The sequence below is a fragment of the Pseudorhodobacter sp. MZDSW-24AT genome (genome assembly GCF_002794355.1).
Taxonomy (GTDB): Bacteria; Pseudomonadota; Alphaproteobacteria; order Rhodobacterales; family Rhodobacteraceae; genus Pseudotabrizicola.
Genome location: NZ_PGOI01000013.1, coordinates 35,596 through 58,931, shown reverse-complemented (window position 1 = coordinate 58,931; position 23,336 = coordinate 35,596). Strand labels below are relative to the sequence as shown.

Annotated in this window: 19 protein-coding genes, 1 tRNA gene and 1 pseudogene; 15 read left to right on the top strand and 6 right to left on the bottom strand. The window is 64.4% G+C overall.

Annotated elements, in window-relative coordinates:
- The first annotated feature begins 101 nt into the window (after positions 1–101).
- Together CUR21_RS16980 and CUR21_RS16975 are read left to right on the top strand one after the other, a co-directional pair.
- A complete protein-coding gene (locus tag CUR21_RS16980; protein WP_100198264.1) occupies positions 102–1,253 on the top strand; it encodes a glycosyltransferase in 1,152 nt (383 codons plus the stop codon).
- A gap of 90 nt (positions 1,254–1,343) precedes the next feature.
- Positions 1,344–3,632 carry a glycosyl hydrolase family 28-related protein gene (locus CUR21_RS16975; protein WP_100198263.1) on the top strand — a complete coding sequence of 763 codons (2,289 nt, stop codon included), beginning with the start codon at positions 1,344–1,346 and terminating at the stop codon, positions 3,630–3,632.
- A gap of 39 nt (positions 3,633–3,671) precedes the next feature.
- Here CUR21_RS16975 and CUR21_RS16970 read toward each other — a convergent pair whose 3' ends face one another.
- Complete coding sequence (locus CUR21_RS16970) at positions 3,672–4,157, bottom strand: HugZ family protein (RefSeq protein WP_100198262.1); 486 nt, start codon at positions 4,155–4,157, stop codon at positions 3,672–3,674.
- A gap of 82 nt (positions 4,158–4,239) precedes the next feature.
- On the opposite strand from CUR21_RS16970, the gene CUR21_RS16965 reads away from it, so the two are divergent.
- The 9 genes from CUR21_RS16965 (at position 4,240) to CUR21_RS16925 (ending at position 16,073) form a co-directional block, all read left to right on the top strand.
- Entirely contained in the window at positions 4,240–5,886 is a 1,647-nt protein-coding gene (locus CUR21_RS16965; RefSeq protein WP_100198261.1) for a SulP family inorganic anion transporter, read from the top strand.
- A 353-nt stretch (positions 5,887–6,239) separates the two neighbouring features.
- Entirely contained in the window at positions 6,240–8,204 is a 1,965-nt protein-coding gene (gene acs, locus CUR21_RS16960) for an acetate--CoA ligase (RefSeq protein WP_100198260.1), read from the top strand.
- 14 nt (positions 8,205–8,218) lie between these two features.
- Positions 8,219–8,890, top strand: a complete 672-nt coding sequence (locus tag CUR21_RS16955; protein ID WP_100198259.1) for an adenylate kinase — start codon at positions 8,219–8,221, stop codon at positions 8,888–8,890.
- A gap of 60 nt (positions 8,891–8,950) precedes the next feature.
- Positions 8,951–9,208 (top strand): DUF4212 domain-containing protein, encoded by a 258-nt coding sequence (locus tag CUR21_RS16950; protein WP_100198258.1) that lies wholly within the window; start codon positions 8,951–8,953, stop codon positions 9,206–9,208.
- A 12-nt stretch (positions 9,209–9,220) separates the two neighbouring features.
- Positions 9,221–11,167: a sodium:solute symporter family protein gene (locus CUR21_RS16945; protein WP_100198257.1), complete on the top strand. Its 1,947-nt coding sequence runs from the start codon at positions 9,221–9,223 to the stop codon at positions 11,165–11,167.
- 57 nt (positions 11,168–11,224) lie between these two features.
- Positions 11,225–13,048 (top strand): DUF294 nucleotidyltransferase-like domain-containing protein, encoded by a 1,824-nt coding sequence (locus tag CUR21_RS16940; protein WP_100198256.1) that lies wholly within the window; start codon positions 11,225–11,227, stop codon positions 13,046–13,048.
- Between the two features lie 18 nt (positions 13,049–13,066).
- Positions 13,067–13,588, top strand: a complete 522-nt coding sequence (locus CUR21_RS16935) for a hypothetical protein (protein ID WP_100198255.1) — start codon at positions 13,067–13,069, stop codon at positions 13,586–13,588.
- A 13-nt stretch (positions 13,589–13,601) separates the two neighbouring features.
- On the top strand, positions 13,602–13,994 hold the full coding sequence (locus CUR21_RS16930) for a response regulator transcription factor (RefSeq protein ID WP_100198254.1): 393 nt from the start codon (positions 13,602–13,604) through the stop codon (positions 13,992–13,994).
- A gap of 3 nt (positions 13,995–13,997) precedes the next feature.
- Positions 13,998–16,073 (top strand): exonuclease domain-containing protein, encoded by a 2,076-nt coding sequence (locus tag CUR21_RS16925; RefSeq protein WP_100198253.1) that lies wholly within the window; start codon positions 13,998–14,000, stop codon positions 16,071–16,073.
- A gap of 54 nt (positions 16,074–16,127) precedes the next feature.
- On the opposite strand, the gene CUR21_RS16920 is transcribed toward CUR21_RS16925, so the two are convergent.
- Positions 16,128–16,203: transfer RNA gene (locus tag CUR21_RS16920), tRNA-Ala, on the bottom strand.
- 103 nt (positions 16,204–16,306) lie between these two features.
- A complete protein-coding gene (locus CUR21_RS16915) occupies positions 16,307–16,639 on the bottom strand; it encodes a TIGR02300 family protein (protein WP_100198252.1) in 333 nt (110 codons plus the stop codon).
- A gap of 135 nt (positions 16,640–16,774) precedes the next feature.
- Between CUR21_RS16915 and CUR21_RS16910 the strand changes: the two genes are divergently transcribed.
- The 4 genes from CUR21_RS16910 (at position 16,775) to CUR21_RS16895 (ending at position 20,066) form a co-directional block, all read left to right on the top strand.
- Positions 16,775–17,479 carry a M48 family metallopeptidase gene (locus tag CUR21_RS16910; RefSeq protein WP_100198251.1) on the top strand — a complete coding sequence of 235 codons (705 nt, stop codon included), beginning with the start codon at positions 16,775–16,777 and terminating at the stop codon, positions 17,477–17,479.
- Between the two features lie 33 nt (positions 17,480–17,512).
- On the top strand, positions 17,513–18,163 hold the full coding sequence (locus CUR21_RS16905) for a GntR family transcriptional regulator (protein WP_100198250.1): 651 nt from the start codon (positions 17,513–17,515) through the stop codon (positions 18,161–18,163).
- 69 nt (positions 18,164–18,232) lie between these two features.
- Positions 18,233–19,345 carry a glycosyltransferase 61 family protein gene (locus CUR21_RS16900; RefSeq protein ID WP_157792054.1) on the top strand — a complete coding sequence of 371 codons (1,113 nt, stop codon included), beginning with the start codon at positions 18,233–18,235 and terminating at the stop codon, positions 19,343–19,345.
- Positions 19,320–20,066, top strand: coding sequence for a hypothetical protein (locus CUR21_RS16895; RefSeq protein ID WP_100198248.1), 747 nt, complete (start codon positions 19,320–19,322; stop codon positions 20,064–20,066). Before CUR21_RS16900 ends, CUR21_RS16895 begins: the two co-directional genes overlap by 26 nt.
- A 35-nt stretch (positions 20,067–20,101) precedes the next feature.
- On the opposite strand, the gene lpdA is transcribed toward CUR21_RS16895, so the two are convergent.
- The 3 genes and pseudogenes from lpdA to odhB all read right to left on the bottom strand — a co-directional run.
- Entirely contained in the window at positions 20,102–21,490 is a 1,389-nt protein-coding gene (gene lpdA, locus CUR21_RS16890; protein ID WP_100198247.1) for a dihydrolipoyl dehydrogenase, read from the bottom strand.
- A gap of 85 nt (positions 21,491–21,575) precedes the next feature.
- Positions 21,576–21,971, bottom strand: a complete 396-nt coding sequence (locus tag CUR21_RS16885; protein ID WP_100198246.1) for an MAPEG family protein — start codon at positions 21,969–21,971, stop codon at positions 21,576–21,578.
- A gap of 76 nt (positions 21,972–22,047) precedes the next feature.
- Positions 22,048–23,277, bottom strand: a pseudogene (odhB, locus tag CUR21_RS16880) (2-oxoglutarate dehydrogenase complex dihydrolipoyllysine-residue succinyltransferase); the annotation flags it as partial.
- Positions 23,278–23,336 lie beyond the last annotated feature (59 nt).

Here is a 23,336-nt window from a genome sequence, read left to right as displayed (position 1 = left end):
GGGGGCGGTCCGCAAGGGCCGCCCCTTTTCGTCTGTGGCCTTGATCTGGCCAGAATGGCGGGCGATGAGATGGCAGCGATTGGGCAACCGCCGGAGGCTTCATGCCGCAGCTGATGATGCTAGCACCCGCGCCTGTGATCCGCCTGCCCGACGGGCGGCTGCGGCTGGATGTGAAATATGTGGAAGGGATGCGGGCGCATGCGGTGCTGTGGGAGGGGCGGGTTTCGGCCGTGATCTGGGAAGGGGCGGCCGCTGTGCCCTTTGGCGCGGAATATGCGCCCGAGGATCTGGGGTTCGATCTGACGGTGCTGCCCGCAGGCGCGTCCCTGCCCGCCATGGCCGCCGATCTGATCGCGGCCCCCGCCGATATGGCCGAGGCCTTGCATCTGGCCGAGGGCCGCGTGCCTGTGGTGTTTGTGGTGGAATACACGATCGGGACACGGCTGCGGATCGTGGCGATGGACCGGGACAGGGGGCCTGTGCGCAAGGCTTGGTCTGCGCTGTGGAATCTGCGGATGGAGGCCCGGCGGAAGGCCGCGTTTCGCCGGGCGGCCGGGGTTCAATGCAACGGATACCCGGCCTTTGACGCCTATCGCGGGCTGAACGCGCGGGCGATGCTGTATCTGGATGGCCGGATGCGCGCCGGGATGATGGCCACGCCAGCGGAGATGGTGGCGAAGCAGGCCTATGCCGGGCCGTTGCGGATCGTGCATTCCGGGCGGCTGGAGCCGATGAAGGGCGCGCAGGATCTGGTGCCGATCGCGCGGGCGTTGCAGGCGGCGGGTGTGGCGTTCACGCTGGACGTTTACGGCACGGGCGCCTTGGAGGCGGAGGTGCGGCAGGGCGCCGAGACGCTGGGCGGGCAGATGCGTCTGCATGCGCCGGTGGATTTTGAACGCGTGCTGGTGCCGCGCATGCGGGCAGAGGCCGACCTGTTCCTGAGCTGTCACAGGCAGGCAGATCCGTCCTGCACCTATCTGGAAAGTCTGGGCTGCGGGGTTCCGGTGCTGGGCTATGCCAATGAGATGTGGGGGCAGATGGCGGCTGCGTCGGGGGGCGGTTGGGCGCTGCCCTTGGGGGACCGGCGGGCGCTGTCGGATCGGCTGATCGGGCTGGCGCAAGAGCGCAGCCCCTTGCACGCGGCGGCGGCGTCTGGCCTGCGCTTTGCGCAAGCCCACAGTTTCGAGACGGAATTCGCCGCGCGCATGGCGCATTTTGCGCAGTGCCTTGCGGCGCAGCGCGCGCTGGGCTGAGCCTGCGTTAACCCCTTGTTGATAGCCCTGTGCCGCGCATGGCGGTGGAGGCTTCCGCTGGCCGATGGGACCAAGCAAGGGACACGGGATATGAACAAGGCGATTACCGACGGGCTGGTGCTGATGCCGCCTGCCTTCTCTGCGGGGCTGAACCTGTGGTCGCGTGAGGATGGTGTGCCGGGGCAGGGGTCCTATGCGGACCAAGCCAATGCCGCCTTTGTGCCTGCGGATCAGGATTTCGGCGGCGCGCTGGAGTTGCAAAAGACCTCGGCGACGCAGAAGTTGCGCTGTTTCCAGCAGATTCCGATGCAGCCGGGGCTGTATCTGCGCGTCACGGTGCGGGTGAAATGTGTGTCGGGCGCCTTGCCTTCGGTGCGGATCGCAGGCTGGGCCGGGCGGTCGAATGGCAGCAACGTGCCGGGGGTCGTGCAGTCGGGGCCTTCGGTGGCACTGACGCAATATGGGCAAGTGGTTGAGGTGACGGCGATCATCGGCGCGGGCAACCGGGGCGGGGTGACGATGGCTTGGGGCGCGACGGCGGCCTATGGCCATATCGGTCTGGATCTGACCGGGCCGAACGGGGGCGTGGTGCGCATCGACGACATCGAGATCGAGGACATCACCGGGATTTACCTGCGCGACATTTTCGACGCGGTGGATGTGCGCGATTTTGGCGCGCGCGGCGATGGGGTGGCGGATGACACCGCGGCCTTTGCCGCGGCGGACAGTGCCGCGCAAGGCCGCACGATCACGGTTCCGGCGGGGACCTACCGGATTGCGGGGAACCTGACGATCAACAACCCGATCCGCTTTCAGGGCACTCTGGTGCAACCCGACGAGGTGCGGCTGGCCTTGACGCGCAATTATGATCTGGACAGCTACACCAGTGCCTTTGGCAACGAATTGCTGGGATTTCGCAAGGCATTGCAGGCCTTGTTCTATTTCACCGACCATGTGGCGCTGGACCTTTCGGACCGCCGGGTGGATCTGGTGGAGCCTTTGGACGTGGCGGCGATTGCGGGGCTCACGACTTTTGCGCAGCGCCGCTTTCTGACCAATGGGCAGCTGAACGCGGTGGCCGGTCCGGGCTGGGATGATGGGGTGGTCACGGCGAGCGCGACCTATAGCCCCTCTGCCCCGTTGCAGCTGACAGCGGTGGCCAGTGTTTCCACCATCCCGCTGGGCGCGCGGGTGAGCGGCCCGGGTGTGGGGCGCGAAGTCTATGTGGTGGCCAAGAACATCGGCACCGGCACGCTGACGCTGAGCCAGCCGCTGTGGGGCGGGGCGGGCACGCGCACGCTGACCTTTACGCGCTATAAGTATCTGCTGGATTTCTCGGGGTTCGAGGATCTGTCGCGCTTCGAGATCGACCGGATGGACCTGAACTGCAACGGTCTGTGTTCCGGGATCATGCTGCCGCGCATCGGCCTGACCTTGCGGATCGGGGATTGCGTGTTCAACCGCCCGAAGGATCGTGGCATCACCTCGATCGGATCGGGCTGTCAGGGCCTGATCGTCGACGGGTGCCAGTTCTGGTCGAATGAGCAAGCGATGCTGGCGCAGGATCGCAGCTCCATCGCGCTGAACATCAATGCGAATGACGCGAAGATCCGGTCAAACCGGGTGGTGCGCTTTGCGCATTTCATGGTGGCGAACGGCGGGGGGCACCTGATCAGCGGCAACCATTTCTTCCAAGGCGACAGCGCGGCGGCGGGCCTGCGGCGTGCCGGGCTGATCGTGACGCAGACCAATCCGCGCCTGACCTTTACGGGCAATTATGTCGACAACTGCTTTATCGAATGGTCGAATGAGCATGACGCCGACCCGGATTTCACGACCGGCTTCAGCTTTGGCAATGTCTCGATCGCGGCGAACCATTTCTTTGCCAGCGATGTCGCGCCGTGGTTCCGCTGGATTGTCATTGCGCCGAAAGGGTCGGGCCAGTTCGTTCAGGGGCTGACGGTTTCGGACAATACCTTTCGCACCATCAATGGGGCGGTGGATCGGGTGGAGGCGGTGGACACCACGCATGGCACGCTGGATTTCAGCCGCTTTCGCAATGTGAACTTTACGGGGAATGTGTTCAACGGGGTGTCGCAGATCGTGATGAATCCGCTGACCCTTTTGCACACGCAAAATACGGCCGCCGATACATGGGTGGTGGAGGGCGGGGCGTTCATGCCGTTTGGCGCGCGGGTGCGCAACACCCAAAGTCTGGTGGCAGAAGGGGCGATCACCACGGCGGCGGATGTGGCGCAATATGCGATGCCCTTTGTGCTCAACGAGCAAGGCACGGCGCGCAATCTGGTGCATCTGCGCTGGCCTGCGGCGGTGAAGGGCAAGGTGCTGGCCACCTTGCGCTGCGACAACCCGACGTGAGAAGGGGGCAGGGGCGGCGCCGGGCCGCCCCTTGTGCCGCTAGGCCAGATCTTCGGGCAGCAGGCGGAAGGCCCGCCCGAAGCCGCCGTTGAGCAAGGCCGCGACCGGCACGAGGCGGACAAGCGCAAAATCGGCAAAATCGATATACAGCTTGGCCTTGGGGTGATGGGCGAGCCAATGGTCGCGCAAGGCGGGGCGCTCGGCGGCGTCGGGCGCGATGAATTCGGCCCGGGCTTGCAGCATCAGGCGGGGGTGGGTCAGCGGGTCGCCTTTGGCCCCCGGCTCTCCCAGAAGGACGGCGCAGGCGGGCTGCGCGCGCAAGGCGGCGCTGTGCGGCGCAAGGGCCGAGATCAGCGTCATCGGGCCGCCGTCTGGCGCGCGGCCAAAGGCGATGCGGCTGATCCCCGGGGTGCCGGTCTGCGCGTCGGTGTAGGCCAAGGCCGCATGGGACGCGGCCAGCAATTGCCGCGCCTGCTGACGGGCATCTTCATCTGCCGGGGCCACGGGATCGGGTCGGGTGGGCATGGGCTCTCCAAGGCGGTTGACACAGGGCTTTGTGCGGCGCTTGACTGCCAGAGGCAAGGGACCGGGCGACATCATGACGAGCATGCCACACAACAGGGGCCGCGAGCAGGCATCCGAGTTTCTTCCGAAACTGGTGACGGTGGTGCGCGAAGGCTATTCCGCGCAGGATTTCCGGGCGGATGTGCTGGCGGGGCTGACGGTGGCGATCGTCGCTTTGCCGCTGTCGATGGCGATTGCCATTGCAAGCGGCGTGGGGCCGGAGCGGGGACTTTACACCACGATCATCGGAGGGTTTCTGGTCTCGGCCTTGGGGGGAAGCCGCTTTCAGATCGGCGGACCTGCGGGGGCCTTTATCGTGCTGGTGTCTGCCTGCGTCATGCAGATCGGCCTTCAGGGGCTGATTCTGGCTACGTTTCTGTCGGGCCTGTTTCTGGTGGCGGCGGGGGCGCTGCGGTTGGGCACCTATATCAAGTTCATCCCCTATCCGGTGACCGTGGGCTTTACCGCAGGGATCGCGGTGATCATCTTTGCCAGCCAGATGAAGGATCTGTTCGGGCTGACGCTTCCTTCACAGGAACCGGCCGAGATCCTGCAAAAGGTCAGCGCGCTTTGGGCCGCGCGCGGCACGGCCTCTGCCGCTGCCGTTGCGGTGGCTGTGGCGACCATTGCGCTGATCCTTGGGCTGAAGCGCTTGCGGCCGGGTTGGCCAAGCCTGTTGATTGCCATAGTCGTGGCGGCGGCGGGCGTGGCGGTGACGGGGCTGCCGGTCGAGACCATCGGGTCGCGCTTTGGGGCTTTGCCGCGTTTGCCGCCTTTGCCCGCCCTGCCCATGCTCAGCGCCGAGGCGCTGTTGGCGGCCTTGCCCTTTGCGATCAGCTTTACCCTGCTGGGGGCGATTGAATCGCTGCTTTCGGCGGTTGTCGCGGATGGCATGAGCGGACGCCAGCACCGCAGCAATGCCGAGTTGGTGGCGCAAGGGGTGGCCAATATGGGGTCGGCCTTGTTTGGTGGGTTCTGCGTGACGGGCACGATTGCCCGCACGGCGACGAATGTGCGGGCGGGCAGCCGGGGGCCGGTGTCGGGGATGCTGCATGCGCTGTTCGTTCTGGCCTTCATGCTGGTCGCGGCGCCGCTGGCGGCCTTTATCCCCTTGGCGGCGTTGGCGGGGTTGCTGGCCGTTGTCGCATGGAACATGGCCGAGAAAGAGGAATTCTGGGGGCTGCTGAAATCCTCGAAAGGGGATGCGATGGTGGTGGTGGTGACCTTCCTGCTGGTGGTTTTCCGCGACCTGACCGAAGGCATCATCGTGGGCTTTGCCTTGGGGGGGCTGGTGTTCATCCGGCGGATGTCGGAGACGGCCGAGGTGGAGACGGCCGAGACCCCGGAGGTGGCACCCACTGATGGCGCCAACCGGAACCGTGTGGTCTATCGCTTGCGGGGGCCTTATTTCTTTGGCGCGGCGGCGCGGTTGGGCGGTGTGCTGGACCGGATCGCGGAGTATCCGCGCGCCTTTGTGGTGGATTTCAGCGATGTGCCTTTCGTCGATTCCTCGGGCGCGCGGTCCTTTGAGCTTTTGGCGCATAAGGTGGCGCGCAAAGGCGGGCAGCTTTATCTGATCGGCGCGCGGCCTGAGGTGCGCCGGGCGCTGATGGCGCAAGGGGCGCGTGCGCCGTTGGTGAGCTTTCTGCCCGATCTTGACAGTGTCGATGCGGCAGAGGCCGCCCGTTAGCGCCAGCATGATTCGGAACGCAAGGCGGTGAGGTTTTCCGCCCGGACGCCGCGTAAACCGGTCTCTGAAACCCCTCTTTTGCCTGCGTGGCTCCGTCCTGCGCCGATCACCGCCCCGTGATCTGGCAGGACTTTGAAAAGCCTTGTCAAATTTCTGCAAATTTTCTGGAATTTACATTTTTGACATGTATTTGGAAAACTAATTTACAGAAATATCCATTTAACAAAAGGGGTTACATTAAAATTGACCAAGGAGTAGACTGATTACGGGTAGAGGGCGGCTTTGGGTGCGGATCGCATGCGCCAAGCCTGCAAGGAACGGGTCGGTTGCGGCCTGCGAAGAGGAGACAAGATATGACAGATCAGGCTTCAGCATCGGGCGTTTACACCGCTTCGCCCGATTTCATCGCCAAGGCACATGTGGATGCCGAAGGCTATGCGCGGATGTATGAAGCCTCTGTCAGCGATCCGGATGCCTTTTGGGCCGCTGAGGCGCAGCGGGTGGATTGGATCAAGCCGTTCACCAAGGTGAAGAACACGCGGTTCGATTTCGGTGATGTCTCGATCAAATGGTTCGAGGATGGCACGCTGAACGTCAGCGCCAATTGCATCGACCGCCATATGCTGACGCGGGCCGATCAGACCGCGATCATCTGGGAGCCGGATGATCCGAAGACACCGGCGCAGCACATCACCTATCGCCAGTTGCTGGAAAACACCTCGCGGATGGCGAATGTGCTCAAGGCGCAGGGCGTGACCAAAGGCGACCGCGTGGTGCTGTATCTGCCGATGATCCCCGAGGCGGCCTATGCGATGCTGGCCTGCGCGCGGATCGGGGCCATTCATTCGGTGGTGTTTGCGGGCTTCTCGCCCGATGCGCTGGCCAACCGGATCAACGACTCGGACGCCAAGGTGGTGATCACCGCCGACTTCGCCCCGCGCGGCGGCAAGAAGACGGCGCTGAAATCCAACACCGACAAGGCGCTGTTCGATTGCTCGGACCGGGTGAAATGCCTTGTGGTCAAGCACACCGGCGACCAGACCACTTGGATCGACGGGCGCGATGTGGATGTGAAGGCGGAAATGGCCGCCGCCAAGCCCTATTGCCCCTATGTCGAGGTGGGAGCGGAAGATCCGCTGTTCATCCTTTACACCTCGGGGTCTACCGGGCGCCCGAAGGGGGTGGTGCACACCTCGGGCGGCTATCTGGTCTATGCGTCGATGACGCATCAATACACCTTTGATTACCATGATGGGGATGTGTTCTGGTGCACCGCCGATGTGGGTTGGGTGACGGGGCACAGCTACATCATCTATGGCCCGCTGGCGAATGGCGCGACCACGATCATGTTCGAGGGCGTGCCGACCTATCCCGATGCCGGGCGCTTCTGGGAGGTTTGCGCCAAGCACAAGGTCAACCAGTTCTACACAGCGCCGACTGCGATCCGCAGCCTGATGGGGCTGGGTGCGGAATGGGTGGAAAAGCATGACCTGTCGTCGCTGAAGCTTTTGGGTTCGGTGGGCGAGCCGATCAACCCCGAGGCGTGGAACTGGTACAACACCCATGTCGGCAAGGGGAAATGCCCGATCGTGGACACGTTCTGGCAGACCGAGACGGGCGGGCATCTGATCACCCCGCTGCCCGGCGCGATTGCGCAAAAGCCCGGTGCGGCCACCAAGCCGTTCTTCGGGATCAAGCCGGTGGTGCTGGACCCGGCCAATGCCGAAGTGCAGACCGCGCCCGCCGCCGAAGGCGTCTTGTGCATCGCCGATGCTTGGCCGGGGATGATGCGCACTCTGTGGGGCGATCACGCGCGGTTCGAAGAGGCCTATTTCGCGCAGTATCGCGGCTATTACTTCACCGGTGACGGCTGCCGCCGCGATGCGGATGGGGATTACTGGATCACCGGGCGGGTGGATGACGTGATCAACGTCTCGGGCCACCGGATGGGGACGGCTGAGGTGGAATCGGCGCTGGTGGCGCATGAGGCCGTGGCCGAGGCGGCGGTGGTGGGCTATCCGCATGACATCAAGGGGCAGGGGATCTATGCCTATGTGACCTTGATGAACGGCATCCATCCGACGCCCGAGTTGCGCAAGGAGCTGGAGGCTTGGGTCCGCACCGAGATTGGTCCGATCGCCAAGCCGGATCTGATCCAATGGGCGCCGGGTCTGCCGAAAACCCGTTCGGGCAAGATCATGCGGCGCATCCTGCGCAAGATCGCCGAGAACGACTTCGGGGCCTTGGGCGACACCTCGACGCTGGCCGATCCGTCGGTGGTGGATGAGCTGATCGAAAACCGGATGAACCGGGGCTGAGGGCGGTGCGCGACATGACCTCCCCGATGGTTCTGATCCTGCTGGGCCCGCCCGGGGCAGGCAAGGGCACGCAAGCGCGGATGCTGGAAGAGGATTTCGGTCTGGTCCAGCTGTCGACCGGGGATCTGTTGCGCGCCGCTGCGGCCTCGGGGAGTGCGGCGGGCCAGCAGGCCAAGGCGGTGATGGAGGCCGGGGGGCTTGTCAGCGATGCCATCGTTCTGGCGATCCTGAAAGACCGGCTGCGCCAGCCCGATGTGGCGCGCGGCATCATCCTTGACGGTTTCCCGCGCACCGATGGGCAGGCGGTGGCGCTTGACGGTCTTTTGGCCGAGGCCGGGCAGCGGGTGAACGCCGTCATCAGCCTGGAGGTGGATGACGAGGCCATGATCGGGCGTGTCGCAGGGCGTTACACCTGTGGCGGCTGCGGCGAAGGTTATCATGATGAATTCAAGCAGCCCGCGGTGGCGGGCACTTGCGACAAATGCGGCGGCACGGCGTTCAAGCGCCGGGCCGACGATAACGCCGAGACCGTGCGGGAAAGGCTGAAAGCCTATCATGCGCAGACGGCACCGCTGATCACCTATTACGCGGACAAGGGCGTGCTGGAGCGGATCGATGCGATGGGTGACATCGCCGCGATCCGGGGGCGTCTTGGGTCCATCATCGGGCAGGTGACGGCGCACTAAGGGGAGGCCTGCATCCCGAGGGGGTGCGGGTGTGGAGAAAAAACTCAGGGAGTTGCTTTCATGGCGGACAAATCATCGTCCAGCGCCTATTGGGCCGCGAACCTGCGCGTGATCTATATCTCACTCGCGATCTGGTTCATCTGCTCGTTCGGTATCGGTATTCTGTTGCGGCCCGCGCTTTCGGGCATTTCGATCGGGGGTGCTGACCTTGGCTTCTGGTTCGCCCAGAACGGGTCGATCTACGTGTTCCTCGTGTTGATCTTTGCCTATGCGGCCAAGATGAACAAGATCGACCGCGACCACGGCGTCGACGAGTAAGGGGGGGGGCAGATGGATCAGTTTACCCTTAACCTTATCGTCATCGGCCTGTCTTTCGCGCTGTATTTCGGTATCGCGTTCTGGGCCCGTGCAGGGTCCACCGCCGAATTCTACGCGGCAGGCCAAGGCGTTGGCCCCGTGGTCAACGGCATGGCAACGGCGGCTGACTGGATGTCGGCGGCCTCGTTCATCTCGATGGCCGGTCTGATCGCCTTTGGCGGTTACAACAACTCGGTCTTCCTGATGGGCTGGACCGGCGGCTATGTGCTGCTTGCCCTGCTGCTCGCCCCGTATCTGCGCAAGTTCGGCAAGTTCACCGTGCCGGAATTCGTGGGCGACCGCTTCTATTCCACCTCGGCCCGCATGGTGGCGGTGATCTGCCTTCTGGTGATCTCGATCACCTACGTCATCGGCCAGATGGTGGGCGTGGGCGTGACCTTTGCCCGCTTCCTTGAAGTGTCGACCACCACCGGTCTGCTGATCGGTTCGGCAGTGGTGTTCGCCTATGCCGTGTTCGGCGGTATGAAAGGCATCACCTATACGCAGGTGGCACAATATGTGGTGCTGATCTGCGCCTATACGGTGCCGGCGCTGTTCATCTCGCTCAGCCTGACGGGCAATGTCATTCCGCAGCTGGGTCTGATCGGCGGCTATGCGCCAAGCGGTGGCGATGTCTACTTCCTGGACAAGCTTGACCAGGTGGTGACGGACCTTGGGTTTGCGGCCTATACCGCTGACACCTCGAACATGCTGAACATGTTCCTTGTGACCATGTCGCTGATGATCGGCACCGCGGGTCTGCCGCACGTGATCATCCGCTTCTTCACCGTGGCCAAAGTGTCTGACGCCCGGATCTCGGCGGGCTGGGCACTGGTGTTCATCGCACTGCTCTACACGGTTGCTCCGGCAGTCGGGTCGATGGCGCGTCTGAACATCACCACCACCTTCTGGCCCGGCGCGGTTCAGGGCGAAACCTTCAGCGCGCCTGCGCTGTCTATCGCCGAAATCGACAGCAACCCGGATCTGGCGTGGATCCGCAACTGGGAAAAGACCGGTCTTCTGGCGTTCTCTGACAAGAACGGCGACGGGCTGATCCAATACTTCAACGAGCCTGCGCCGCTGGTGGCTGCCAACAAGGCCGTGACCGATGCCAATGCTGCGCTTGCTGCTGCTGCGGCCGACGCGGACAAGGCCCCGCTGGAAGCCGCCGTTGCCGCCGCCATCACCGCACGGGATGCGGTTCTGGCTGAAACCAACTTGGGCGGTCAGTCTTTGGCGGCTCAGGGCATCGTCGGCAACGAGCTGACCACCGTCAACAACGACATCATGGTTCTTGCGAACCCTGAAATCGCGGCTCTGCCGGGTTGGGTGATCGCACTTGTGGCGGCAGGTGGTCTGGCGGCGGCTTTGTCCACCGCAGCGGGCCTGTTGCTGGCCATTTCCTCGGCCATCAGCCACGACCTGATCAAGGGCGCCTTGAAGCCCGATATCAGCGAAAAGGGCGAACTGCTGGCAGCCCGCATCTCGATGGCCTTTGCCATCGTGCTGGCGACCTGGCTTGGCCTTGACCCGCCCGGCTTTGCCGCGCAGGTGGTGGCCTTGGCCTTCGGTCTGGCAGCTGCGACGATCTTCCCGGTGCTGATGATGGGGATCTTCTCGACCGTCGTCACCAAGGAAGGCGCGATCGTGGGGATGATCGTCGGTCTGGTCTCGACCGCCGTCTACATCTTCATCTATCTGGGCTGGTTCTTCATCCCGGGCACCAACATGCTGCCGAACACCCCGGACGCACATTGGATGGGCATTTCGCCCGCAGCCTTTGGCCCGATTGGCGCGATCCTGAACTTCGCGAGCGCCTATCTGGTGTCGATGATGACCAAGGCTCCGCCGCAGGACGTGCAGGATCTGATCCAGTCGATCCGCGTGCCGAAAGGTGCGGGTAAGGCGCACGCCCACTAAGCCATCGCTGCGCCCCCGGTTCCGGCCGGGGGCGCGCCTCTTTCAAGGACCACCGCCATGGATCACCCGCTGCACACGATCATCGGATTTCTGGAAACGGTCCATCCTTACGACACCCTGCCGCGGGACGAATTGGTGCGTGTCGCCACGTCTTTCAGCCGCAGGGACTATGCCGCCGGTGAAGAGGTTTACCGGGCGGGCGAACCGCTCAAGGGGCTGTATCTGGTCAAGCGCGGTTCGGTCGAGGTGCAGGAGCCTTCGGGGCAGGTGATCTCGCTTCTGGGGCCGCGCAACAGCTTTGGCGAGCGGGGGCTGGCGCGGGACGGGCTGGCCGTGACCCATGCGCGGACGATGGAAGACACCGTTCTGTTGTTGCTGCCCGTGCTGGAATACCGGCGCCTGATTGCCAGCTCTCCCGCCTTTGAGCGGTTCTTCAGCCGGGGCCGCGGGCATGAGAGCCGTGGCGGGGATCTGACCTTGCAGAAGGTGGGCGACCTGATGGCGCGCAAGCCGGTGGTCGTGGGACCGACCGAGACGGTGCGGATGGCGGCGCAAAAGATGCGGGACGCCAAGGTTTCCTCGCTGGGCGTGGTGGAGGAGGGGCGGTTTCTGGGCATCCTGACCACGCGCGACATGACCAACCGGGTGCTTGCCGATGGGTTGGACCCTGCCACCCCGGTTGCCGAGGTGATGACGGCGGATCCGATTGCCTTGCGCCCGGAGTCTTTGGGATCTGACATCCTGCACATCATGCTGGAGCGTCGGATCGGGCATTTGCCTGTGGTCGAGCAGGGCAGGCTTGTGGGTATGATCACCCAGACCGACCTGACCCGGTTTCAGGCCGTCAGCTCGGCCCAGCTGGTGCGCGATGCGGCCACGGCCGAGACGGTGGCAGAGATGGCGGCTGTCACGGCGCGCATTCCGCGCCTGTTGGTGCAGCTGGTGGGCGGCAACAGCGCGCATGAGGTGGTGACACGGCTGATCACCGATGTGGCGGACACCGTGACCCGCCGCCTGCTGGCGATGGCCGAGGCTGAGCTGGGGCCAGCGCCGGTGCCCTATCTGTGGCTGGCCTGTGGCAGCCAAGGGCGGCAAGAGCAGACGGGGGTTTCAGATCAGGACAATTGCCTGATGATCGATGACCGCGCCACCGAGGACGACATGGGCTATTTCCAGGATCTGGCCAAGATCGTGTCGGACGGTTTGCATGCCTGTGGCTATGTCTATTGCCCCGGCGATATGATGGCGACCAATCCGCAGTGGTGCCAGCGGATGACCGTGTGGCGCGGCTATTTCCACAAATGGGTGCAGACCCCCGACCCGATGGCGCAAATGCTGTCTTCGGTGATGTTCGATCTGCGCCCGATTGGCGGTCAGCCCAGCCTGTTCACTGACCTTCAGCATGAGACGCTGGACATGGCGGCGCGCAACTCGATCTTTGTTGCGCATATGATCAGCAACAGCCTGAAACATACGCCGCCGCTGGGGCTGCTGCGTGGCTTTGCCACCATCCGTTCGGGCGAATACAAGAACCACATCGACATGAAGCTGAACGGCGTGGTTCCGGTGGTGGACCTTGGCCGCATCTACGCGCTGATCGGACAACTGGAGGCGGTGAACACCCGCGCCCGGCTGGACGCCGCCGAGGCGGCCGGGGTGATCAGCGTTTCGGGCGCGCGGGATCTGATCGAGGCCTATGATCTGATCGCACAGACCCGGCTGGAAAGTCAGGCGCGCCTTGTGCGGTCGGGGCGCAAGCCGGACAATTTCCTTGCGCCCTCCGACATGTCGGACTTTGAACGAAGCCACTTGCGCGATGCCTTTGTGGTGGTGCGCACCATGCAATCTGCCGTGGGTCAGGCCCGCGGTGCCCGAAACTGACTGCCGGAGACGCCCTGAATGGCCTTTGAACTTGTCGCTGCGATCATCGCCGCCTTTGCCTGTGGAGGCATGATGCACCTTGTGCGCCGTTTGTCGGGGCGCGCACTGCCCGCCTGGACCGTCAGCGCGGCGGCGGCGCTTGGGTTGATCGGAACGACGGTCTATCTGGAATACAACTGGTTTGACCGCGTCAGCGCCGAATTGCCCGAAGGAATGACGGTGGTCTGGCAGTCGCAAGAGGTCTCTGCCCTGCGGCCTTGGACGATGGCGGCCCCGATGACCACGCGCTTTATCGCCATGAACACCCGCGACATCGCCGCGCATCCCAACAATGCCAATCTGCGCATGGCGCAACTGTTCAACTTCGTCCGCTGGCAGCCGATGGACAACACGCTGATGGTGTTCGATTGCGCCGCGGGGCGGCAGGTTCTGGTGACCGAAGGCATCTCGATCACCGAAGACGGCCAGTTGCAGGGGACCGATTGGGTGACGGCGGCAGAAAATGACCAGTTTCAGGCCACGGCCTGCGGAACAGCCTGACAGGGAGGGTGGGATGACAACCCCAGCGGCAAAGCGGCATCGGGTGCTTGTGGTCGAGGATGAGGACAATATCGCCATCGCGCTGGATTATCTGATGACCCGCGAAGGCTATGAGCATGACCGGATCGCCAATGGGGCCGAGGCGCTGGCGCGCATCCGGGACACGCGCCCCGATCTGGTGCTGCTGGATGTGATGCTGCCCGAGGTTTCAGGCTATGAAATCTGCCAAGGCGTGCGGCTGGACCCTGCGCTTTCGGATGTGAAGATCCTGATGATGACCGCGCGCGGATCGGCCATCGAGCGGCGCAAGGGGCTGGCGCTTGGTGCGGATGGGTTCATCTCGAAGCCCTTCGAGTTGAAGGAATTGCGGGCAGAGGTGCGGCGGCTTCTTGTGTCGGAGGGCTAGGCGGTGCTGTTGCGCCTGTCGCTGCGCCTGCGCCTTTTCCTGCTGTTTGCAGGGCTGGCAGCGGTGGTGCTTGCCGCTCTCGTGACCGGTCTGGTGCTGGGCTATCAGCGATTGGGCGACGCCGCCGCACTGGATGCGTTTGTGCAAAGCGGTGTGGTGGCTGCATTCGCCAGTCTGGGGGGGCTGGCATGGGTCTGGTATCTGTTCGACCTGAATGTGGCCAAGCCCATCGACCAGCTGGCCGGGGCCTTGCGGGTGCGGGCGCATTCCGATGCCAACGGCGGGATTGACGCGAATATTGCGGCCTATCTGGGGGATCTGGCCCCGGCGGCAAAGGCCGCCGCCGCGACGCTTCAGGAAACCCGCACGGCGCTGGCCGAGGCTGTGGCGCGGGAGACCACGCGTTTGTCCGGGGAAAAGGCGCGGCTGGAGACGCTGCTTTCGGATGTCGATGCCGGGGTCGTCCTGTGCTCGGGCGATCATGCGCTGGTCTTTTACAACGGGCAGGCGGTGGATCTGATGGGTGCCGGTCTGGCCACCCCCGGCTTGGACCGTCGCCTGTTCGATTATCTGCGGGAAGGCCCGATCCTTTTGGCGCATGAGCGCCTGATGGCCACAGGCGACACGGACGCGGCGTCTGACATCCTGTGCGCCACGCGGGCGGGGAACCGGGTGCTTTCGGCCCGGATGCGTCTGATGGCGGCCGAGGAGGGCGCCCTGCCGGGGTATGTGCTGACGTTGCGGGATGTCACCGTCGAGCATGCCGCCCACACACGGCGCGAGGCGCTTTTGACGGAGGTGTTTGATCGGGTGCGCCGCCCCGCTGCCAACCTGAGCACTCTTCTTGCGGCGATTCCGGAAGGGGCTGCTGGCCCCGGGCGGCTGGACACTGCGCTGCGCGAAGAGGTGGCCACCCTGACCGCTGCCGTCACCGATCTGAGCCGCCGCCATGACGAAGGGCGCGGCGAGGGATGGACGCTGGCGATGATCCGCGCCTCGGATCTGCTGGACAGTCTGCGCGCGCGGATGGAAGGGGCAGGCCTTGGCGTGGAGACACGCGCCGATGCGCTGCTGCTGCGATGCAATGCGTTTGAGGTGATTGCGCTGCTGTCGGGACTGACCGATGCCATCGCGCAGGCGGGCCTTGCGCGGGCCTTTCGGCTGACGGTGGAAGAAGACGGCACCGGCGCGCTGATCCGGCTGATCTGGCAGGGGCCTGCGCTGCCGATGGCAGAGCTGGAGCGTTGGCTGGATGCGCCGCTGGAACCGGGGCTGACGGCCTTGCCGCGCCGCTCGGTTCTGGAAGGCCATGCCACCGAAATCTGGCCCGAGGCCGTGGGTGCGGCTGAAAACAGCCTGTGCATGCCGATTCCGCAAGCCCGCCGTGTGGTGCGCCGACCCGAGCCGATTGCGCGCCCGGTGGTTTACGACTTTGATCTGTTGTCCAAGGCGCGCAGCGCCAAAGTGCAGGACACGCGCCTGCCGGATCTGACCTATGTGGTGTTCGATACCGAAACGACCGGGCTTTTGCCGGGGCAGGGGGATGAGATCGTGCAGATCGCAGCCGTGCGCGTCGTGAATGGCCGCCGGGTGGAGGGCGAGGTGTTCAACACGCTGGTCAATCCGCGCCGCCCGATTCCCCTGTCATCGACCGAGGTGCATGGCATCACCGATGCCATGGTGCAGGATGCGCCGCTGATCGAAGAGGTGGCCTTGCGCTTTCACACCTTTGCCAAGGGCGCGGTGCTGGTTGCGCATAATGCGCCTTTCGACATGGCTTTTCTGCGCCGTCTGGAGCCGGGCTTGGGGGTGCGATTCGACAATCCGGTGCTGGACACGGTGTTGCTGTCGGCGGTGGTGTTTGGCCAGCATGCGGTTCACAGCCTTGATGCGCTGACCCATCGTCTGGGGCTGACGATTCCCGAAGAGGCACGCCACACCGCGATTGGCGACACAATCGCCACCGCCGATGCGTTCCTGAAGCTGATGCCGATGCTGCAAGGCATGGGTTTTGCCACATTCGGCGCGGTTCTGACGGAAGTGCGCCGCCATGGCCGCCTGCTCAAGGATCTGAACTGACAGGCCGAACAGCCAAAACAACAAAAAGCCGCCCGAAGGCGGCTTTTGTTAAATTGGTGGAGCCAGGCGGGATCGAACCGCCGACCTCTTGAATGCCATTCAAGCGCTCTCCCATCTGAGCTATGACCCCACCGGGTATCGTCACGTTTCCGTTTCGATGGGCGGTATTTAGGCGAGGGCGTGGGGGGGTGCAAGTGGTTTTTTTGCAATCTTCCCCACGCCCTTGCAAATACTTAGACCTCGTCCTCATCCCCGGCCACATCGGCCAGTTCATCGAGCGAGACATTGTCGTCTGCATCGTCTTCCAGCAGATCATCATCCAGATCCGCATCATCCGATGCGGTTTCCAGCAGATCGTCATCGGCTTCCAGATCGTCGACCAGAACCTCTTCGTCTTTTTCGGGGGCAACCCGCGCGATGACGGAAGCCGCCATCTTGCGGCGCGCAGATTCGATATCCACGACCTCGCCGGTATAGGGGCTGATGATCGGCGAGCGGTTCAGGTCATAGAAGCGTTTCCCGGTGGTCGGGCAAATACGCTTCGTACCCCATTCTTCCTTGGGCATAGTGGTTCCCTTAAGGCTACGGATATGAAAAGATGGCGTCGCTTGCCACAAGGGCCCGCGTCTGTCAAAGGCTTTTGGCCCCATTGCGACCTTTGTCAAGGTGGCTATTCTGGATCGGCCTTGCAAGAGCGACTTATGCCCCAAATTCCCGGAATGCCCCCCCTTCAGATCACGTTGCGCCGCTCGGCCCGCAGCAAGCGGTTTTCCTTGCGTGTCTCGCGGCTTGATGGCCGTGTCACCTTGTCGATGCCGCTGCGTGCGAAAGAGGCCGAGGCCTTGCGCTTTGCCGCCGCGCAGGAAAGCTGGATCCGGCAGACCCTTGCCCAGATGCCGACGCGGCAGGTGGTGCGTGTGGGAGACTGGGTGCCGGTGGAAGGACAGTTGCGGCAAGTGGCGGCAGGCGGCGGGCGATCTGTGCGGCTGGAGGGTGATTCGCTGCTGGTGCCGGGGGACCCGGCGCAGGCAGGCGTACGGGTGGGGGCCTTTCTCAAGCTGATGGCGCGGGACCGTCTGGCTGCGGCCTGTGACCGGTATGCGGCCCGGCTGGGGCGCCGCTATACCCGGCTGACCCTGCGGGACACGCGGTCGCGCTGGGGGTCTTGCGCGCAGGACGGGGCGTTGATGTTCTCATGGCGGCTGATCATGGCCCCTGCCTCGGTGCTGGACTATGTCGCGGCGCATGAGGTGGCGCATCTGGAGCAGATGAACCACTCCCCCGCATTTTGGGCGGTGGTGGAGCAGCTGTTCCCCCGCTGGCAGGTGCAGCGCAACTGGTTGCACAGCGAAGGTCAGGCGCTGCATGGCTATGTCTTTGGGGCGCAAAGCGATGCGACGGATTGACCCCGGTGCAAAAGCGGTGCTTGGCTGGCGATCATGCCCATCACGCCCCGCCTGACAGACCCCAACGCCGCCGCGCATGAGCGCCTGTATCGCAGCTTGCGTCAGCAGGTGATGCATGGCGAGGTGGGCCCCGGTCAACCGATGACCTTGCGCGGTCTGGCCAAGGAACATGGTGTGTCGATGACCCCAGCGCGCGAGGCGATCCGCCGTCTGGTGGCCGAAGGCGCGTTGACCATTTCCAGCTCGGGGCGGGTGTCGACGCCCGAGCTGACGCCCGAGCGTATCGAGGAACTGGCCGCCATTCGCGCGCTTCTGGAACCCGAGATGGCGGCGCGGGCGCTGCCGCGTGCGCATTTCGCGCTGATCGACCGTTTGGCCGCCATCAATGCGCTGAACGCCGAAGCGGTGCAGCGGCAGGATGCGGTGGCCTATGTGCGCACCAATCTGGAATTTCACCGCACGCTGTATCTGCGGGCACAGGCCCCTGCGATGCTGGCGATCTGTGAGACGGTGTGGTTGCAGCTGGGGCCGACGATGCGTGCGCTTTATTCGCGCCTGCGCCGCAAAGAGCCGCCGCAACACCACCGCCTGATCCTTGCGGCGCTCAAGGCCGGGGATGAGCCCGGCTTGAGGCTGGCGGTGCGGACGGATGTGACGCAGGGGCTGCGCCATCTTGCGGGCTGAGGCGAAACTCTGTTGCCCTTGCAAGAGGGCCGTCCGAGAGTCTTGCGCGCGCGTTTCGCATGGGGCGCCATGATCGCATCTGAACATGCCTTCCTGATCCCCGGTGACCGGATCGACCGACGCACCACCCGCCTTGGGATTTACGGGGCAGAGGGCCAGTTGCTGCCAGAGTGTGAAATCCGCACCGCCGCGTGGACAAACCAACCCTTGCCCCGCGCCGTGCCGCAAAACGAGTCGCCGCTGATCTTTGGCCCTGCGCTGTTTGCCGGTTCGGTCGACAAGCAGTTCGGCTTTGTGCTGCTGAACGCGTTGGGCCGTCTGTGGGCGCTGGAGGAGGTGCCGCCGGAAACGCTGCTTGTCTTTGCCGCCAAGCCGCAAGCGCGTGCCCCCGGCTATGCCGTGCTGCCTGCCGTCCTGCGCGGGCTTGGACTGTCACATCCGGTGCTGGTGACCGAAGGGGCACTTCGCTTTGAGCGGCTTTACACGGCCGCCGAGCGTTTTGGCGAATGCCATGCGGGCACCGCCTTGCCCGGTTTCTACGACTGGATTGACCGGCGCTGGCCCCCCGCCGGGCCGCCTGACCCAGACCGCAAGATCTATGTGACGCGCAGCGGTCTGGGCCCGCAGGCGGGGCGGTATGCCTGTGAAAGCCATCTCGAGGCGCTGCTGGCGGCAGAAGGCTATGAGATCTATCAGCCCGAGGCGCATGACATCGCCCATCAGGTGCGCAGCTTTCAGGCGGCGGGAAAGCTGATCTTTGCCGAAGGTTCGGCGCTGCATTTGTTTGCGCTGATCCGGCAGCCCGGGCAGGTCTCGGCGGTGATCCACCGGCGCGACCGCTTGCCCGAGGTGATGGTCGCGCAGATGGCGGATCGGGCCGGGACGCCGACGCAAGCGATCAATGCGGTGCGGGCGCTGTGGTGGCCACCGCGACGGGGCGAGCATCTGGGCCTGTCCGAGCTGGATTTTGATGTCTTGCAGGAGGGGTTGCGGGCGCTTGGCCTGATCAAGGGGACAGGCTGGCACGCGCCTTCGGATGCGCAGGTCGCGGCCTCATTGGCGGCCGGATTGCGCCCCGGGGAAAGGGTGCTGGATGCACACGCACGGGCCGACTGGTTGAAGGCAGAGCGCGCGGCACGGCGCAAGGGAGAGGGGCATGTTCAAGCAAGCCAAGGGACTTAAGTATACGGCCTTCATGTCGGCCTTGCACCGGGACCTGCTGTTCGACTGGTATCTGGAGGTGGGCTGCCGCACCGGGCGCATCTTTGCCCCGGCGCGGGGCAAGACGATTGCCGTGGACCCGTTCTTTCGCGCCGAGGCCAATATCATTGGCAAAAAGCCCGCCTTGCATGTGTTCCAGCAGACCAGCGATGCCTTTTTCGCAAGCGGGTTCCTGAAGGCGCTGAAGGTGAAGCTCTCCTTCAGTTTTCTGGACGGCATGCATTTGTGCGAGTTCCTGCTGCGCGATTTCATCGCAACCGAAAAGGCCAGCGACCTCAAAGGCGTGATCGCGTTGCATGATTGCTGCCCTTTTGACCATGCGATGACGACCCGCGACCTGTCTGCCATCCCCAAACAGGCCTGGACGGGGGATGTCTGGAAGCTCATCCCGATCTTGATGGAGCACCGCCCGGATTTGCGCCTGACGGTTTTGGATGCTGCCCCGACGGGCTTGGTGCTGGTCAGCGGGCTGGACCCGAAATCCCGGGTCTTGGAGCGCAACTATGCGCAGATCGTGGCGCGCTATGCCGATCTGACACTGGATGCCTTCGGGCTGGATCGGTTCAATGCGTTGTTTGACTATACGGATACCGCCCAATTCATGGCGGCGGGCTTTCCGCTGCTTCAGCCGGTGGCGCTGCCCGAGACGGCGGCGCTGACGCCGGAGAAGATCACGCCCTGAGGGCAGGCGGGGGGCGTGGTGCCCCCCGCCCAAGATCATGCGTGGATGGCGCCGTCGCCGCAGGCCAAGGCCGCTTCGCGCACGGCTTCCGAATAGGTCGGGTGTGCGTGGCAGGTCAGCGCGAGATCCTGCGCCGAGGCCCCGAATTCCATCGCCACGCAAACTTCGTGAATGAGATCCCCCGCCGCAGGCCCGATGATATGCGCGCCAAGGATGCGGTCGGTTTCCTTGTCGGCAAGGATTTTCACGAAGCCCTCGGCCTGAAACACCGCCTTGGCCCGTGCGTTGCCCATGAAGCTGAATTTGCCCACCTTATAGGCGCGGCCTTGGTCTTTCAGCTGCTCTTCCGTTGCGCCGACCGAGGCCACCTCGGGTGTGGTGTAGACCACACCGGGGATGACACCATAATTCACATGGCCATGTTTGCCCGCCATGATCTCGGCCAAGGCCATGCCTTCATCCTCGGCCTTGTGGGCCAGCATCGGGCCGGTGATGGCGTCGCCGATGGCGTAAAGACCTTTGACGTTGGTGGCGAAGTGGTCATCTGTTTTGATCTGCCCGCGCGGCAGCATCTCGACCCCCAGAGCCTCAAGGCCCAGACCGGCGGTGTAGGGCTTGCGCCCGGTGGCCACCAGCACGACATCGGCGGCGATTTCATGCGCCGAGTCGTCCTTGCGCAGCTTGTAGCTGACCTTTGCGCCGGCCTCGCCCACCTCGGCGCCCTGCACGGCTGCGCCCAGCACGAATTTGATCCCTTGCTTGGTCAGGATCTTCTGGAAGGCCTTGGCCACTTCGGCATCCATGCCGGGGGTGATCGCGTCAAGGTATTCCACCACGGTGACCTCGGCGCCAAGACGGGCATAGACCGACCCCATCTCCAGCCCGATCACGCCCGCGCCGATCACCACCATGGATTTCGGCACCGATGCCAGCGTCAGCGCGCCGGTCGAGGTGACGATGGTCTTTTCATCCACGGTGACGCCGGGAAGCGAGGCAGGCTCGGACCCGGTGGCGATCACGATGTGCTTGGCGGTGTGAACCTCGTCGCCCACCTTGACCTGGCCAGCGGCCGGGATTGTGCCCCAGCCTTTGAGCCAGGTGACCTTGTTCTTCTTGAACAGGAATTCGATGCCCTTGGTGTTGCCCGAGATCACGTCATCCTTGTAGGACAGCATCTTGGCCCAATCGACGGTGGGATGCGCGCCCATCAGGCCCATCTTTTCAAAGTTCTCATGCACTTCGTGCAGCTGATGCGTGGCGTTCAGAAGCGCCTTGGACGGGATGCAGCCGACGTTGAGGCAGGTGCCGCCCAAAGTCTCGCGTCCTTCCACCACGGCGACCTTCAGGCCAAGCTGTGCGGCGCGGATGGCGCAGACATAGCCGCCGGGGCCAGCGCCGATGATGATGACGTCGAAATCTGCCATGGGTCGTCTCCTTATGCGGGCCGGGACGCCGGGGGCGCTTCGCCCCCCGGACCCCCCGAGGATATTTGTAAACAGATGAGCGCGGTCAGATCAGGGCTGCGGCGATCATCGTGACGGTTGCGAAGAAGCCTACTGCCCAGATCGCCGAGCGCCAAGGGCGCAGGCCATAGGCATAGGCGGGGATGTAAAGGACCCGGGCCGCGAGGAAGACCCAGGCGGCGGTCTGTGTGACGGGGGTGGACTGGTCACCCAAGGTGACGACCACGACGGCCAGCGTGAAGAGGATCAGCCCTTCGAAATGGTTGTTCAAGGCGCGCTGAAGCCGGGCCGTGCGCAGCGACAGCGGGCGCGAGGGTGGCTTGTCCCGGGCCGAGGAGGTGTAGCCGGTGCCCAGCTCCTTGTTCGCGGGGATCGCGAAAGAGACGAATTGCAGCGCCTGAAGCAGGCCTGCGAGGGCGAGGACGGTGAGTTCGGGTGTCATGGCGCGCCTGAGTTGGGGCGACGGTCACCGCCGCCGGGCGGGGGGAGGCGGGCGGGGGGGACCCCCGCCCGACCGATCACAGATCCATCAGCAGGCGGCGCGGATCTTCCAGCGCTTCCTTGACGCGGACAAGGAACGTCACGGCGCCTTTGCCGTCGACGATGCGGTGATCGTAGGACAGCGCCAGATACATCATCGGGCGGATCACGATCTGGCCGTTCACCACCACCGGGCGGTCCTGAATCTTGTGCATGCCCAGAATCCCCGATTGCGGCGGGTTCAGGATCGGCGAGGACATCAGCGAGCCATAGACACCGCCGTTCGAGATGGTGAAGGAGCCGCCTTGCATCTCGGCCATGCTGAGCTTGCCGTCACGGGCGCGCAGGCCCAGTTCGGCGATCTTCTTCTCGATCGCGGCAAAGCCCATCTGGTCGGCGTCGCGCACCACCGGCACCACAAGACCGTTCGGGGTGCCCACGGCCACGCCCATGTGGACGTAGTGCTTGTAGATGATGTCGCCGCCGTCGATCTCGGCATTCACCTCGGGCACTTCTTTCAGCGCATGGGTGCAGGCCTTCACGAAGAAGGACATGAAGCCCAGCTTGGTGCCGTGCTTTTTCTCGAAGGCGTCCTTGTATTCGTTGCGCAGCGCCATGATGCCCGACATGTCCACCTCGTTATAGGTGGTCAGCATCGCGGCGGTGTTCTGCGCGTCTTTCAGGCGGCGGGCGATGGTGGCGCGCAGGCGGGTCATCTTGACCCGCTCTTCGCGGCTGGCGTCATCGCTGCTGACCGGGCCGCGCGGCATCGCGGCGGGGGCCGGGGCGGGCGAGGCCGCGGGCGCGCTTGCCGCCTTGGCCACATCTTCCTTCATCACGCGGCCATCCCGGCCCGAGCCTTGCACCTGATCGCGGCTGACGCCGGCTTCGGCCATGGCTTTCTTGGCCGAAGGCGCATCTTCCACGTCCTTGCGCGGCGCGGGCGTTTCCGGCCCGGCACCGGGCGAGTTCACGGCTGCGGCCTCTTTCGCCTTGGGCTCGTCCTTGGTGGCCGGGGCGGCGGCGCCTTCCGAGATGATGCCAAGGCGGGCGTTGGCGGCGACGGTTTCGCCTTCCTGCACCAAGATCTCGGCCAGCACGCCCGAGGCCGGGGCGGGCACTTCCACCGACACCTTGTCGGTTTCCAGCTCGCACAGCATCTCGTCTTGTTTCACCACATCGCCGACCTTCTTGAACCAGGTCGAAACGGTGGCCTCGGAAACCGATTCACCAAGGGCGGGGACCATTACATCAGTCATCTTTGTCTTCCTCTACACCACACGGGGCGTTCTTTTCAGGGGCGGGCGGGGCCTGTGGCGGCCCCGCG